Origin of the sequence: Veillonella sp. S13053-19 (assembly GCF_002959835.1) — a bacterium.
In the GTDB taxonomy this organism is placed as follows: Bacteria; Bacillota; Negativicutes; order Veillonellales; family Veillonellaceae; genus Veillonella; species Veillonella rogosae.
Genome location: NZ_PPDA01000007.1, coordinates 196,791 through 212,985, shown reverse-complemented (window position 1 = coordinate 212,985; position 16,195 = coordinate 196,791). Strand labels below are relative to the sequence as shown.

Genomic DNA, 16,195 nt, shown 5'->3' with positions numbered 1-16,195 from the left:
GAACACCTACATTATACTTAAGCAAGGTGATTTTTTTGTATAACTTTCGTTGCCGCACCCGCATAGCGGGTGGTTTTATGATTCGCGACTACGTCGCGAACCAGTCTAAAGACAATAATAAAAAAGCAGCCCATTTAGGGCTGCTCTTCGTTTATCTTATTTCAAAGATTCTGCAATTTTTGTAAGGTTTTCGTCCATACGTTGTAGGTATGTTTTGTCGTCTTCTTTGCTTTCAATAGTATAAATAGTTTCTACCTTAGCACCCACTTCTTTTGCCAAAGTTTTAGATACTTCTGGGCTAGCCATTTCTTCTGCAAAGATAGTAGTGATGTTATTTTCTTTAACATATTCGATGAGTTTAGCTAATTGCGCTGCATTTGGTTCGCCTTCAGCAAATACATCTTCGACACTGTTTTGTTCCAAACCAAAGTCACGGCTTAAGTAAGCAAATGCCGCATGGCCTGTAACAAAGTTTTTATGAGGAGCTTTAGCGAATTGCTCTTCATATTTTTTAATCATTGCATCTAGTTTACCAACGTATTCAGTGTAGTTCTTTTCATAGTAATCCTTGTTTGCTGGATCAGCTTTTACAAGAGCATCTTTGATGTTTTTCACTTCAATTTTAGCGTCTTTTAAAGATAACCATGCGTGTGGATCTTCTGCACCATGTTCCTTAATTTCTTCAGGATCAGTATTTTTAATAGCTTCTACGCCTTTAGTAGCTACAACAGTTACGAGCTTATCATTTTTAGCTGCTTCGATAGCTTGTTGTGCCCAAGGCTCCATACCAAAACCGTTATAAACGAATACTTGAGCTGTTGCCAATTGTTTCATATTTTCTGGTTTCAACTCGAAATCATGTGGCTCAACGCCATCTGGAATAATAGTAGATACCTCTACCTTGTCACCGCCAATAGCCTTTGTAAATTCAGCCATTGCATTAAAACTTGTTACCACTTGGATCTTTTTACTTGCTTGTTCCTTCGGTGCATCATTACCACAGCCTGCAAATAGAGCAGCCATCATAATGCCTACAACTAACAAAACCAGTTTCTTGACCATCGTAGTCCTCCTTTTGTTAATCCTGAACGCTATGCCTCCATAGAATACTGCTTATTCTTTTGTTGCAGTTGCGACTCAGTTGCATTTGTAATATAGTTATAGTATAAACTTACTCAGAATTTTGTCAATTAGAAATGTGGTTTTTTATATGTTATCCATAGAACATCTTTATTTTTCCTATCAAGGTCAGCCACCTTACGTGTTAAATGACCTAAATCTACATATTCACAGCGGTGACTATATATCCATCGTCGGGGACAATGGATGTGGTAAAAGTACTTTACTCCGTCTCATATTGGGTTTTCTTACCCCTGTAAAAGGCTCTATCAAACGGAATACGAATAATATTCGCTACGTATCGCAAAAAAATGATTTCTCCCATGCAGGTTTCCCTATTACGGTAACAGAAATTCTCGACTCCTACCGCAAGCTTTTAAAATTAAAAGATAAAAACGAAGTTAATCGCGTATTAGAGCTCACAAATATGACGGAATTTAAAGACCGCCTCATCAGTAAGCTCTCTGGTGGTCAGGCACAGCGAGTATCCATCGCCCGAGCCCTTATCGGCAGCCCTGACCTCATCATCCTTGATGAACCATCCACAGGCATCGACAGAAAAAGCCAAGAAGGCATCTACACACTTCTTCGCGATTTAAACCAAAAGCATCATATTACGATAATCTCTGTTGAACATAACTTGGAAATGGCAATCGCTAATTCTACCAACATCTACCATATCTCAAATGGCCACGGCCACCTTTGCTCACCTGAGCAATACGCTTGCGAAATCATGCATAATACAGGTCGTAACCCTGTAGATCACGAAAATTGTTCTTGCTTCACAGATGTAACAACTCAGGCTCAGGCTCAGGCTCAGGCTCAGGCTGATGATACTACAACTGAGGAGGTGCGCAATGTTTAGTTATGACTTTATGCAAAATGCCTTCTTCGTAGCCATCTGCATATCACTATTATGCCCATGTATCGGTATTTTCATGGTATTACGCCGGTCCAGTATGATTGGCGATACCATGAGCCACGCATCCCTGGCAGGTATCACTCTAGGCTTGTTAACAAGTACAAACCCTATCTTAGGGGCTTTCATCTTTACCGCCATCTGTGGTGCCCTCATCGAGTTTTTGCGAAAATACTTCTCCCACCATCTCGATTTAATTCTTACCATCATCTTATCCCTCAGTATTGGTACTGCCATTACGCTTATTAGTTCAGGTAAACTGAAAGCTAATGCCAATGTATTTTTCTTCGGTAGCATTTTAACAGTAAATGCGGCTGATATGATTAGCATTGCGGTCCTTACTATTTTGTCAGTATTAACGCTATACTTCTTATATAACTCCTTACTCTACATCGCTTACGATGAAGAAGCAGCTCGCGTAGCCGGTGTTAAGGTAGATTTTATTAACTATATCTTTGCCATCCTAATGGCTGCAGCCGTGTCTATTTCCATTAAAATCGTTGGCGTCCTCGTATTAAGTGCTATGATTGCCTTACCTATAGCATCGGCACTACAGCTAGAAAAAGGATTTAGAACAACTTTACTATGCTCCATTGGATTTAGTTTACTCGCTATGATTATTGGTCTATTCGGATCTTACTATCTCAACGTAGCTCCTGGTGGCTTTGTATCTCTAACATCGGTAGGAATCTTGCTAGTGGTGTTAGTCATTAAAAATATTCGGGCGATCATAAGACGAATGCAATTTAGCAAATAAACAAAATAATAGTTAATATATTTAAACAGCTACATTATAAGCCATATAAGACATCTAATTATTAGCCATATAAGTCATTTAACCATACAGGTGTATAACAGTTTTAGTATTTAAATAGAATCGAAAGAGAGTTATGAATACAACACCTTGGCCAGAAGGCATAAAAAAAACCAAACAGCGCGAAGCCATTTGGTCGGTATTAATAACAGCGGATAAACCTATGACAGCTATTGAGATTGCTGAAAAATTAGGCGATAGCGATACTACGTGGATGTCTACTATCTATCGCACCCTAGAATTACTAGAAACAAAAGGAATCGTTACCCGTACAACACTCATGGGTAGCGATATGGCCTACTATGAAATTACGCCGCATACACACCGCCACTATGCGGTATGTACTAGCTGTGGCACTATGGTTCCACTCCATACTTGCCCTGTTGTAGAGATGCCCAAAGAGCTCTCCGACGTAGGTTTTACCGTCACAGAACATCATCTAGAAATTGCAGGTCTCTGTAAGAAATGTAATAGCAAAAACAAATAATACATAAGCAAACCAAAAGGACGTAACCTTTAAAGTTACGTCCTTTTCTGATTTTAATATATTTTGTATTAACCTTATTTAGCTTTCACCAATTACAGCATCAATGGAGCTACTACGAAGCCAAGTGCTACTGCGATAGCAATGGATAGTACGCCAGGGATAAAGAACGGATGGTTAAATACGAGTTTACCGATTCGTGTAGAGCCGGTATCATCCATTTGTACAGCCCCCAAGAGTGTTGGATATGTAGGCAATACGAAGAGTGCAGATACAGCTGCGAAGGATGCGATAATAATGTATACGGATCCTGGGTTCTCTGGAGTAATACCGAGAGCTAGAATTACAGCAGGTACCAATGCTTGTGTAGTTGCCGCTTGGCTATACAACAATGTACTTGCAAAGAAGAATGCTACGGCTAACAAGAACGGATATGCCGTTACCATGCTAGAAGCAAGAGCTTTGATTTCAGGAATATGACCTTTTACGAAAGTATCACCCAACCATGCTACACCTAGTACGCAGACACATGCGGATAAACCGGATTTGAATGTGCTAGTATTAACAAGTTGTGCTGTATCAATCTTACAGAAGTAAGTGATTGCTGCTGCAATAATCATCATGAAGCCGATGATAGCATCATTTCGACCAAAAATAACTGGTTTAACAAGACCAATGTTTTTGGAGATTGCAGTTGCATAGAATACGATACAAATAATACCAATTAAGAAAATCAATACAGAAGTTTTTGCACCTGGTTTCAAAGCGAAATCTGTATTTTTTTCACGAGGCGGTGCCACATGACCTGCTGCCAAACGTTCTTGGTAAACTGGATCAGAAGACAAGTCATTATTCGCAAAGGTAGACATGATAAACGCTGTAATCATAACCGCTACGAATGTTGTAGAAATACAGATAGCAAGCAATGTAGGGTAGTTTACGCCATACGGCTCAAGGAAACCACTCATTGCAACAACTGCTGCGGATACTGGACTCGCTGTAATACCGATTTGACTCGCTACAACGGCGATGGATAATGGTACAGATGGCTTAATGTTTTCACTTTTCGCCACCTCTACAATTACCGGAATCATAGAGAATGCTGTATGACCAGTACCAGCTAATAGAGTTAAGAAATACGTTACTGTTGGTGCTAAATAGTTAATGTGCTTAGGGTTTTTGCGCAAAATATTTTCTGCAATACGCACCAAATAATCAAGACCGCCAGCTAACTGTAAGGCACAGATGGCTGCGATAGCAGACATGATGATGAGAATTACATCCCACGGAATCTGACCTGGGAACATACCCATACCAAGGCTTAACAATACAACCCCAAGGCCGCCAGCGTAACCGATGCCCATACCACCGAGGCGAACACCGAGGAAGATGGCACCAAATAAAATAAGAACTTGCATAATTACATAAATGTCCATACGATGACCTCCTTTATACATATATAGTATCATAGATATGCTAATTAATCATCGGATTTTGAGAATGTATAGAATATATTTTAAAAATTTCATGAAAATATCGATTTTTTATATAAAAAAGCTACACCTAACGACCTTTACACAGGCGTAAAGAAGCAATAGGTGTAGCTATTTTAATTACATATGCTTAATAGATGAATAGAATAAACTCTATACCTTATATTTCAATAGTAAGGTGTGCCTTATTATTTACAAAATAATTGGGCGTAAATCTTCCAACAAGCCTTCTTCTTCGGTAGCACGTTGGATACTTTCACCAACGATACGAACCATATCCTCTAATTGTTCTACAGTGGATGCCAATGGAGGCATGAGGATAACTACGTCACCGATAGGACGGCAGATGAGACCTTGTTCACGAGCAAGGATGGCCACCTTAGCACCAACCGCATCATTTGGACGATATGCTTCGTGCGTAGCCACATCTTTTTCAAGCTCAATACCTACGATGAGGCCCCGTTGACGAACCTCTTTAACATGCTTCAAGGACTTAATAGGTTCTAAGGCCTTTGTGAAAGCTTCTACTTTCGCAGGTAATTGATCGATAACCTTTTCATCGCGGAATACTTTCAAGGAAGCCAATGCAACGGCACACGCCAAGGCATTCCCTGTATAGGAGTGACCATGATAGAAGGTTTTCTTTTCTTCAAAGGTACCAAGGAATGCATCAAACACGCGTTTTGTAGTCAAAGTTGCCGCCAACGGCATATAACCGCCCGTAATACCTTTAGACAAGGTCATGAAGTCTGGAGATACGCCTTCATGTTCACAAGCAAAGAATTTACCAGTCCGACCAAAGCCTGTCGCTACTTCGTCGACGATGAGGAATACATCGTGTTCTTCTGTCAACTCACGAACTCGTTTCAAATAGCCGTGAGGCATTACGAGCATACCTGCTGCTGCTTGTACTAATGGTTCCATAACGAGCGCTGTAATTTCATCGCCTTCTTCATTAAGGATACGCTCTAGTTCCGCCAATGATTCTTCAAAGGCTTTATCTCGATCGGCTACATCTGCATAGACGCCAGGGCTTGGCAACGTTAATGGTTTGAATAATAGATTATGAAATACTTGATGGAACAACTGAATCCCACCTACAGATACGGTACCCAATGTATCCCCATGATAGCCTGCATTGAGGGCGATAAACTTAGTCTTTTTCGTTTGTCCTACTTGTTGACGGTATTGATATGCCATCTTAATAGCTACCTCGATAGCCGTACTGCCATCATCAGATAGGAATACTTTATCTAAACCTTCTGGAGCAAGTTCTACTAACTCTTTACATAATTGTGCGGACGGTGGGCTTACAAGACCTAATAATGTACTGTGGGCAATTTTATCGATTTGATCTTTCAACGCTTGGTTTAACACAGGATGATTATGACCGTGAATATTAACCCACAAGGAGGAAACGCCATCGTAATACTTTTTACCGTTCTCATCGATGAGGAAAACCCCCTCACCGCGTTCGATTACTACCGGCTCTTGTGCTAGCCAATCTTGCATTTGTGTAAATGGATGCCATACAAACTCGTGGTCCCATTGTGCTGCTTGTGAAAGCTGTTTCTCTGCCATTTTGTCACCTCATACTTAACAAGTATTACAAACTATAACTCTCTATTACATAACTAATTAATGTATACAAAATTGTAGATCTAATCTATACAGAACTGTAGATCTAATTTATACAAAATCATTCTACCTAAGCTTTATAGACCTAACACTGTATTCCATAACTTTTTAGAATCAATAAACGAGCGAGCCCAACCAAGTTGAACCTTTTGAATATCTGGCCCTTGGTATGGCGGTACAACAGCTAGGACAGGAATCCCTGTATAACGTTCCATGTCAGCTACATTTGTTTTCAACAAGAATGGATCTACTGCCGTCGTATCATTTACGATAATAGCTTTCACCTCAATACCATGCATCTTTGCATATTCACAAGTCAAAATAGCACGGTTAATAGAGCCAAGTCGGCCATCTGCTACGACAATAGCTGGTAGTTTTATATCCTTCATAAAATCGGTGAAAGTTTTATCGCCATACAGAGGAGTCGTGATACCACCTGCCCCCTCTACAAAGGTTAGATCATAGCGGTTCACCACATCTAGAGTATGCTGTACAACACTATCATAATCGATTTCTATGCCTGCTAGTTCCGCTGCGAGACGAGGAGAAAAATCTCCAGCAATCGCATAAGGATTTACTTCATGACGACGGGACTCAGGAATACCTACAGCACGCATTAAATGCGTAGCATCCTTACTTTCAAGGCCTACATTATAATTATCCTCATCCATCGTTACGCACTCAGGAAAAGGTACCGCACTAGAAGATACGGGTTTCACCATACCAACGGCAAAACCATCATCTACAGCCATAGCCCCCAACAAGCCTGTTACAAACGTCTTGCCTACATCCGTATCCGTACCAATTATAGAAATACCTAACTGCTTCATACATGGCTCCTCTCAAGCGAATACTCACCGCTGCATAGGTTAACTAACTTATGTGATTAAGTTTACAATCTAACTACAATATACAGCGAAAGGGAATATATAGTCAACCTATTATTACGCTTAAGGTTTACCGTAATAGGACTATATGGGGCCCCGACACATTAGTGAGAGCCTTGTTAAAAATCACAGAACCTAGCTCATCGCTCCAAAGCGAGCTAAGTCGCTCTTTACTAGGTTCTGTGATTTTTATGGCTGTACTTATGTAACAGTCCCATATAGTCCTATCTACACCCTTAAATGCGAGAATAATAGGTTGGCTGTATGGGGAAAGAGAAAGGATGCGAACTTTTTTGCCCCTTACTTATTTGATACAGTGAATTTCGTTTTATTGATTTATGAATAGACTCGATGGGACTAGTTCATAAATACAATTATAAAAAGAGTGATGACTAACCGATTAGCGACTTAGCTCGCTTTGGAGCGTAGAGGTTAGTCATCACTCTTTTTTACCTAAATGTAGTTATGTAGAGGGACCCCATTAAATTCTCCCCCCTCTTGATATGGCGAAATTACGCTAACTCGTTAATGGATATTCAGATTTGATGGGACTAATTCATAGGTACAGTAGGAAAAAGGACGAGAACTAACCGATTAGCGACTTAGCTCGCTTTGGAGCGTAGAGGTTAGTTCGCGTCCTTTTTCACTTAAATGTACAAATCAACTTGGGCCCCATCAAATCTCGGATTATATTTCGAGGTAGCGGAATTCGCCTGTATCAGGATCCATCATCCCTCCATAGAATCCCATTCCTTTTGGGAATAGTGGATGGTGGCGCAAGAAGTTTACTGTATAGATTACATTATCTTCAGATATATGGAACCGGTCCATCCAGTCGATAAGGCCTGGTTCAATCATGCGAATCGCATCTTCGCTAATGCCTTTTGCTTTCATAGATTCCATAAATGTTGTAGCAGAAAAATCTATCATGCCGCAGTTTTCATGACCGATGATTAGTACGTCTTCAATTTCCATCCCATAGGTGGCTACGAGTAGACTTTGTACGATATTGTCGATAGGTTGTGTTACGCTGTTACCTGCAGTTTTAATAACGATGATTTCACCGCGATCAAACCCTAATGCGTCTTCTAACATGCATACTAAACGTGTGTCCATACATGTTACGATGCCAAGCTTCTTAGTAGGGTGGCTTGTTAACCCAGCCTTAGGTAGTTCAGGGTGTTGTTTCACATATTCTTTATTAGTTTCTATTATTTTTGCAATGTCAATCATAAGGTACCTCACTATATGTATTCTATTTCCACTTGAAATAGATTCTACTCATTATATACACCGTATTCATCACAAAACAAGTTAAATTTATCATTTATAAATAATTATTATAACTTATCAAGCTCATAAAAAGACCATTAATTACATAATAATTCTATATTCATCATTAATATTCATACTAATATCCACCAGTACCAATACATTCACAAAGATGAATATATTGTATATTTCTTACATAAATAGTAGATTAAAAAACCACTCCTGTGGTACTATTAATACTATAGAAAACAAACGTCACATGATACCGCATATGACGTAAACTGTATGTACAGTAAGGAGGTTTTATAATGGGTATCAATCAAAAAACGTTGCCAGGCATTTTGCTCTGTGCCGTTCTCGCTATTCCTTGTTGGCTACTAGGACAGCAGTTTCATCTAGTAGGTAGTCCAATCTTTGCCATCATTTTAGGTATAATTATTGGCACTATCTTCACCTCTTGGAAACGAGAAAAAACAGGTGCTGGCATTGGATTTACATCCAAAAAGATTTTACAATGGGCTGTTATCTTATTAGGCTTTGGGCTTAACATTACACAGATTTTACATGTAGGTTGGATTTCTTTACCCGTCATTATCTCTACCATCGCTACATCCTTAATCGTGGCTTATGTTATCTATCGCCTAACCCACATCGATTCCAATACGGCCGTTCTTATCGGTGTAGGTTCTTCCATCTGCGGTGGCTCCGCTATCGCTGCGGCAGCACCAGTTATTAAGGCAGAAGATCAAGATATTGCACAAGCGATTTCTGTTGTATTCTTCTTCAATGTAGTAGCCGCTTTCGTTTTTCCTCAATTTGGCGATGCTATCGGTCTTTCCAACATGGGTTTTGGCTTATTCGCAGGTACTGCTGTAAACGATACATCCTCTGTAACTGCAACTGCTGCTGTATGGGATAGTATGAAAGGCACTGGTACACAAGTACTAGAATATGCAACAATCGTTAAATTAACTCGTACCCTTGCTATTATTCCTATTTGTTTAGGTCTTGCTAGTTACCAAGTATACAAAGCAAAACAAAATGCAGCTCAAACAGATGGATCTAGCGTAAGCGTTGCGAAAATCTTCCCTAAATTCGTTCTCTACTTTGTAATTTGCTCCCTTATTACAACAGCATTATCCTATGCTAATGTAGATATCGGATTCTTAAGTATCTTCAAAACAATTTCCAAATACTTTATTACAATGGCCATGGTGGCAATCGGCCTTAATACTAATATTGTGAAATTATTGAAATCTGGTGGCTCTGCCCTTGCATTAGGTGCTTGTTGCTGGATTGCTATCACGGCCGTAAGCCTTGTAACACAACATATGATCGATTTATGGTAAAAATGTACATACTTTATATAGTATGATATAATTGTATATAGTTAGAATAGTAATAACCCCTCCAGTAATGGAGGGGTTTCGTGCTACTATTCACCTTATTAGTACTTTATCATACCATAGTCAGGAGGGTTAATATGTACTTCTTACAAGGACTTCTTGTCGGCCTCGCTACGTTTGCCCCTGTTGGCATGCAAAACCTATTTATTATTAATACAGCGTTAGTTCAGCCTGTACGGCGTATTATATTGACGCTAGCTATTCTAGCGCTTTTTGATATGAGTCTTAGTGCTGCCGCCTTTTACGGTATAGGTGCCGTATTAGAAATGTGGCCGATTATGAAGCTCATTGTTATCCTATTCGGTAGCTTGCTTATCATATATATGGGTTCCAATATCTTTAGAACAGAACCCGACATGCGCAATCTAAATACACACATTCCCATTCGTAAACTCATCATGTCTGCCATTGCCGTGTCTTGGGGAAATCCTCAAGCTGTTCTTGATGCAACCATGCTACTTGGAGCGTTCCAAGCGAATATTCCAAAAGAGGAAATTTACTATTTCTTTGGTGGTTTCCTTGCGATGACACCAATTTGGTTTGGTTCTCTAGCCACAGTTATGCATCTATTAGCTAAGAAAATCAAAATCAGTCATATGGTATGGATCAATCGCTTCTGTGGTACGGTCCTTACTATTTATGGTATTAAATTATTCATCGATGGTGTTACGATGTTACTAGAGTTCTTCTAATATAAAAGCCGTTAGCAATGCTAACGGCTTTTATATTTGGTTTTAGAATTCAAATTTTAATTCGCATTTAGAATTCATCTAATACTTGTATAAACATATCCTTAAAGGCTTCTACATAGGTGTTATCCTGACTCCTTTGAGATACGAAATAATAATGACGTTCCATGGTCTTACCATAATTCGTAAGAGCCTTTCTCTCTATTCCTGGTAGCGCATCTGTTAGGTATTTAAAGCGATCTAACAATAGCAAACCTTGTTGTCCAGCCACTAAATATCGAGCCTCTTCTAAAGTTCGGGCATACGCAAAAGCACCACTATAGCCCATTGCCTTTCGATAATGGTCTTCTTCCGTCAAAGTATATTTACCGCGACACACTAAAATCAGTGGCAAATCATCAATGGTCTTCAGCTCCACACTACCAGCATCCGTGTAGCCTTGTGGAACCTCGATGATAGTAGTGGCTTTATCGATCAACTGGCTTTCATAATCATCAGATAAAACTTGCCATTGATCATTAAATACTACATCTACACGACGATCTTGTAACATACCATATAATTCTTCATGACTGCCGCTATACATACGAATATCTAGATTCTTATAGCGCTTTGCCATACGAATTACAGTCTGTTGCATCGCAATACCACTATACCGATTCAAATAGCCAATGCGCAAACTCACTCGCGCATCAGTACCAATGCGTGTCGTTTCTACCTTAACATCATGAAACCGTTCTAGTAACTTTTTACCAGATCGATATAAATATTGCCCTGCAGGTGTTAGGTGAAAGCTGCGTTTCTCCCGTACCATCAATTCAACACCAAGACTATTTTCAAGCGCTTTAATTTGTTGTGAAATTGCAGACTGGGACACATACTGCTCAGTTGCCGCTTGGGTAAAACTATTATTGTCTACTACACACACAAAATACTCTAACTGTTTTAATAGCATAACTATACACTCTCATCTCTCAACATCGTACGGACCACCACCGTACAACCACAACACAATCCAACCCCTCTCATTGGCTTCTGTTTCTTATATTACTAATTATATTTAATTGTATGTAATTGTGAAAGTCCCTAAATTACGATGCTTTGCTTTCACTCAGAATCACTTAATTGCGGTCCGTTGCTTTCACTAAGAGTCACTTAGTTGTGATGCGTCACTTTCACTTGGAAGCACTAAATTACGATAAATAAATAGTGCTGCTACAAAGAATATGGCTGCCGTAGTCCAGAATACAGCACCATAACCAAAAGTACGAGCAATCATACCACTAATAACAGGACCCAACACATTGCCCATCATAGCTACACTCGATACAGCACCAAACACAATGCCACGCCGCTCAACAGGAACCGCCTTAGATATGAGCGTATTAGCAATAGGGGTAACGAACCCCATGAAGAAGCCTGCAATAGCACGGAATATACCAAGGCCCCATATACTAGGCATCATATATTGAAGTATAAACAAGGTCCCCACCGCCCACGTAGCAGTAAATACTATACGAGGCATAGTCACACACCTGGTTACCTTACTAATTGAAATCGATGCTAAGGCACTGAATAAACCGGCACCGAAGATAATAATACCTACGATAGTCGCCACAAACTCGTCAGTCATATGCATATAGTGCTTAATATATAACGGTAAAATAGGACCTATACCAGTAATACCAAAATTACACAAGAATAGCATTCCTACAAGGAGTCGTACACGAGGTATAGATAAAAAATATTTAATCAGAGAAATTTCTGATACACTTTCATCCACCTTATGTTTGAACTGTAAATTGGGCATTAAGAAGTAAATCCCTAACATACAAATCCCAGTCAATGCAGAAAATACGAAAAATGGTGCACGATAACCTAAGAAGTCAGCCACAAGACCACCCATGAGCGGTCCAAAGACGAGGCCCATAACCATAGACGCTTGGTATAAGCCCATCGCCCAAGGCACTTTATTCTCAGGTGTTATAAGGACAATAATAGCTAATCCTATCGGAACATATCCACCCACAACACCTTGCAAAATACGCAAAATCAATAATTGCATTGGCGTCTGTGTAAAAGCACAAGCGCCAACAGTAATCATCAAAATAAACAATATGAGCATCATCACCTTACGAGGTCCCCATTGATTTGCCTTACGAGACCAATAAGGCGCACTAAGCGCTACCATTAAAGGTGTAACTCCAGATACTATCCCTGCCCACATAGCCGCCTGTCCTTGATCATGAAGTCCTAGTTCAGCCAAAAACAAAGGAATAAACGAAACTACCCCTATAATGGTTATACCGCCACCAACCTGTATGGTGCAGATTAAATATATAATTCGTTTCCAAGAAGAATCCATAATGACCTTCTTTCTTAACAATAACAAACAGCATATACTTACACAAATCCGTAGAATATATACTTATAGTCCTATTGTATCGCAAACAATAACAAAAGACCATCTCTTCCTTGCAATAAGGTTTAGAGATGGTCTTCTTACAACATAATATGATTCCTTTTACTAAAGGAAAGATAAATTATACAGCCTATTATTTTTGTTTAAACATCCAATAGATGTAGTAAATAACAAGTGCATACGTCACTACATCAAATACAGGCAAGAATGGTACCATTTTAGACAAACGTCCAAAACCATGAACATGAATATTTGCTGCAATGATAGCAATAAGATTCAAACGATGAATCCAGATTGCTTTTTTACGAGATACAGATTTTGCCATATTGCCTACCCAAGGCGTTAAGTACAATACGGCAAAGATAAGAGCAATAAACATGGCTCCAAGAGAGATATAACCACCCCAGAATCCTAAGAAGGACTTCAATGCTTTCAAGAAGTATACATACCAATGTGCACATACAAGAACAACACTAACGATACCTACGATGCGATGAACTTCAAACATTTCCTTTGGATTATATCGTTTGATAAACCATTTTGGTCTTGTTGCAATATATGTTAATACAAGCCATGCAACATACGGAATAAGACCTAAGTGAACCTTCCAGTTACCAAATGATTTACCTCCTGTTACATAACCATATTCTACCATTCCCATAAATATTAGGGATAAAACCGCAATCCATATTAAAATATGGTATTTACTCTTAAACTGTTTTTTTACTACTTCTGCCATATAAACCTCTCTATGCCTTATGCAAACTACAAGTATATAACTAGTTTGGTCTAATGTAGCATGCTAACAATTTCAATCCACATAGCATTCTACTTAGAACTTAAAACTAATTAGTTATTAAATCCAGATCCATCCTAAAATTAGAACTAGAATTTGAAGTTGAGGTCTGCACGGTAGTAATCATTTACACGATTACCCTCTTGTGTTTTAGCATTGAAGCCGTAGTATGCATTAATACCAATATTTTTCTCTGGAGCGTAAGATGCACCTAACTCCCAAGCTTTATAACCTTCAAAACGTGTTGTTTTTTGTAAATCATTAGATTCATATTTTTGTGTTTTGAAAATCGGCGCATTTTTAGCTTGATCGTAGTAATCTAAGCTTACTACCCAGGAATTCTTTTTATCAATTTTATAGTTGCCCCATTTAGCACCTACATTCCAAACATCGGAATCACTCAAACCAGATGCTTTTACCCATTCACCATGAACATCTAGTTTACCTACATTGTATTTTGCATTAAAACCATATACATTATCAAAATCATTGTTTTTCAAGCCATTGCCCATGCGAACATTTGCAGCCCCTACATGAGCGAACATACCACCGAAAGCAAAACGGTCATTAACGGCTACATTAGCATTTACGATACCCACATCGCCATTATTATCTTTATCAGTCTTAGCAAAACGGCCTGCTGTCATATAACCATATGCACCATTTAATGTAACCTTTTCACCTAGCTTCGCTGTAGCGCCTACACCATCAAAGTTAGAGCTATAAATCAAGCCACCACCAAATTTTTGAGTGTAACGACCTGCATCTACTACAAAATTTTTACCAAATTTATGCTCTACATAAACTAGATCCCAATTAGGCTCTACCGCTTTAGCACTATCGCCTAACTCAATAGAACCTGTCGTAATACGGGCTTTCACGGAGGTGTTTTTATTAACCTTCGCATCGATACCTAAACGCACACGAGCAGTGATTTTGTCTTCGTAATCGTAACCATCGATACCCTCCTTACCAATGTAATTGATACGAGCATCACCAGTTACTTTAACATTGCCTACGCGGTCTTCCAATTTAGCTACACGCACACCGAGTGTATTCAATTCATTGGAGAACTCGTCAGCCAAGCGGTTCAACATAGCTTGTTGTTCTGCATTAGCACGATCTTGATTAGCCATGCCTTTCGCAATCATTTGAGCCATTTCGTAACGAGTAATGTTATTTTGGCCTTTGAAAGTCCCATCAGGATAACCATTGATAATACCCGCTGTAGCCAATTGATCTACTGCTTGGTAAGCCCAGCTATCGGACGGAACATCGGAAAACGGGTTAACAGCAAAGGCTGTAGCTACACCCATCACAGCTGCTACTGCAAAAGCACTAGTCATTTTACGTTTCATCATAATGAACCTCACACACTAAAAATAATAAAAAATAAAATGAGTAGATAATGAATATATGAACTTAATTATCATTATCAAACATAACATAGAAATAATAACAACTTTCATTAACAGAGTAAAGAGAAAATGTATATCAATCTCACAAATATATATACCTTTAACTAATAATATGGCCTATTTAATTTCCTAAACAATAAAAATATAACGAAAAAATCCCTTCTGTATAATACAGAAGGGATTTGTATGTATCTTATTATTTCTTTTTAAACATCAAGTAGATGCAGTAGATAACAAGGCCATATGTAATGATATCAAACACAGGAAGGAATGGTACCATTTTGGAGATACGTTTAAAGCCATGAATATGAACGGAAGCAGCTACCAATGCAACTAAGTTGAAACGATGCAGCCAAATACCAACATTACGGCTAGATGCAGTTACTTTTCTAAGTTTTGGAGTTAAAAATGCAAGGCCCGAGATTGTACCAATACTGAAGGAAGTAAGGGCTACATAGCCACCCCACCAACCGAGAACGGATTTAGCAGCTTTACCAAAATAGAGATATAAATGGAACGCAATAACAGCTACAGAAGCAATACCTAATGCACGGTGAATCTTGAACATTTCACCTAAGTTATAACGACTAGTAAACCATTTAGGGCGCGTCGCCAAATAAGTCATCACAATCCACGCGCACCAAGGTACAAGGCCTGTATATACTTTATAGTTACCAAAGGCACGACCACTCTCAATGTACCCCCATTCCAACAAACCGATCATAATTAAAGAAAATACTGCAATCCATATAAAGATATGGTAAATACTCTTATACTGTTTCGTTTCCACTTGATTCATCTTAAACCTCTCTAACATAATTCCTAAAACGCCAAATTT

At 39.0% G+C, this 16,195-nt stretch carries 15 protein-coding genes; 5 read left to right on the top strand and 10 right to left on the bottom strand.

The features are described 5' to 3' along the window. Positions 1–156: 156 nt before the first annotated feature. The gene (locus VEHSUH06_RS02805; protein ID WP_105097686.1) at positions 157–1,062 is read right to left on the bottom strand and encodes a metal ABC transporter substrate-binding protein; all 906 of its coding nucleotides are present in this window, start codon (positions 1,060–1,062) and stop codon (positions 157–159) included. A 148-nt stretch (positions 1,063–1,210) separates the two neighbouring features. Between VEHSUH06_RS02805 and VEHSUH06_RS02800 the strand changes: the two genes are divergently transcribed. From VEHSUH06_RS02800 to VEHSUH06_RS02790, 3 genes are all read left to right on the top strand, one after another. Then, complete coding sequence (locus VEHSUH06_RS02800; RefSeq protein WP_105097685.1) at positions 1,211–1,984, top strand: metal ABC transporter ATP-binding protein; 774 nt, start codon at positions 1,211–1,213, stop codon at positions 1,982–1,984. Next, complete coding sequence (locus tag VEHSUH06_RS02795) at positions 1,977–2,795, top strand: metal ABC transporter permease (protein ID WP_105097684.1); 819 nt, start codon at positions 1,977–1,979, stop codon at positions 2,793–2,795. Before VEHSUH06_RS02800 ends, VEHSUH06_RS02795 begins: the two co-directional genes overlap by 8 nt. Before the next feature lie 133 nt (positions 2,796–2,928). Continuing rightward, entirely contained in the window at positions 2,929–3,339 is a 411-nt protein-coding gene (locus VEHSUH06_RS02790) for a Fur family transcriptional regulator (RefSeq protein WP_105097683.1), read from the top strand. A gap of 92 nt (positions 3,340–3,431) precedes the next feature. Here the strand turns inward: VEHSUH06_RS02790 and VEHSUH06_RS02785 are convergent, their stop codons facing one another. The 4 genes from VEHSUH06_RS02785 to VEHSUH06_RS02770 form a co-directional block, all read right to left on the bottom strand. After that, positions 3,432–4,772, bottom strand: a complete 1,341-nt coding sequence (locus VEHSUH06_RS02785) for an anaerobic C4-dicarboxylate transporter (protein WP_105081548.1) — start codon at positions 4,770–4,772, stop codon at positions 3,432–3,434. A gap of 249 nt (positions 4,773–5,021) precedes the next feature. Continuing rightward, the gene (gene bioA, locus VEHSUH06_RS02780; protein WP_105097682.1) at positions 5,022–6,410 is read right to left on the bottom strand and encodes an adenosylmethionine--8-amino-7-oxononanoate transaminase; all 1,389 of its coding nucleotides are present in this window, start codon (positions 6,408–6,410) and stop codon (positions 5,022–5,024) included. A gap of 134 nt (positions 6,411–6,544) precedes the next feature. After that, complete coding sequence (gene bioD / locus VEHSUH06_RS02775; RefSeq protein WP_105097681.1) at positions 6,545–7,297, bottom strand: dethiobiotin synthase; 753 nt, start codon at positions 7,295–7,297, stop codon at positions 6,545–6,547. A gap of 744 nt (positions 7,298–8,041) precedes the next feature. Beyond that, the gene (locus VEHSUH06_RS02770) at positions 8,042–8,587 is read right to left on the bottom strand and encodes a carbonic anhydrase (protein ID WP_009351966.1); all 546 of its coding nucleotides are present in this window, start codon (positions 8,585–8,587) and stop codon (positions 8,042–8,044) included. Between the two features lie 347 nt (positions 8,588–8,934). Here VEHSUH06_RS02770 and VEHSUH06_RS02765 point away from each other — a divergent pair, with 347 nt between their 5' ends. Continuing rightward, positions 8,935–9,975: a YeiH family protein gene (locus tag VEHSUH06_RS02765; protein WP_105081545.1), complete on the top strand. Its 1,041-nt coding sequence runs from the start codon at positions 8,935–8,937 to the stop codon at positions 9,973–9,975. A gap of 134 nt (positions 9,976–10,109) precedes the next feature. After that, positions 10,110–10,724: a LysE/ArgO family amino acid transporter gene (locus tag VEHSUH06_RS02760; RefSeq protein ID WP_105081544.1), complete on the top strand. Its 615-nt coding sequence runs from the start codon at positions 10,110–10,112 to the stop codon at positions 10,722–10,724. Positions 10,725–10,791: 67 nt separating this feature from the next. On the opposite strand, the gene VEHSUH06_RS02755 is transcribed toward VEHSUH06_RS02760, so the two are convergent. From VEHSUH06_RS02755 to VEHSUH06_RS02735, 5 genes are all read right to left on the bottom strand, one after another. Continuing rightward, positions 10,792–11,676 (bottom strand): LysR family transcriptional regulator, encoded by an 885-nt coding sequence (locus tag VEHSUH06_RS02755; protein WP_105097680.1) that lies wholly within the window; start codon positions 11,674–11,676, stop codon positions 10,792–10,794. Between the two features lie 189 nt (positions 11,677–11,865). Beyond that, positions 11,866–13,086 carry an MFS transporter gene (locus VEHSUH06_RS02750; protein ID WP_105097679.1) on the bottom strand — a complete coding sequence of 407 codons (1,221 nt, stop codon included), beginning with the start codon at positions 13,084–13,086 and terminating at the stop codon, positions 11,866–11,868. Positions 13,087–13,276: 190 nt separating this feature from the next. Continuing rightward, positions 13,277–13,882 carry a hypothetical protein gene (locus VEHSUH06_RS02745; protein ID WP_009351835.1) on the bottom strand — a complete coding sequence of 202 codons (606 nt, stop codon included), beginning with the start codon at positions 13,880–13,882 and terminating at the stop codon, positions 13,277–13,279. A gap of 146 nt (positions 13,883–14,028) precedes the next feature. Continuing rightward, the gene (locus VEHSUH06_RS02740) at positions 14,029–15,300 is read right to left on the bottom strand and encodes a putative porin (RefSeq protein ID WP_105097678.1); all 1,272 of its coding nucleotides are present in this window, start codon (positions 15,298–15,300) and stop codon (positions 14,029–14,031) included. Between the two features lie 253 nt (positions 15,301–15,553). After that, entirely contained in the window at positions 15,554–16,156 is a 603-nt protein-coding gene (locus tag VEHSUH06_RS02735) for a hypothetical protein (protein WP_105081541.1), read from the bottom strand. Positions 16,157–16,195: the final 39 nt, after the last annotated feature.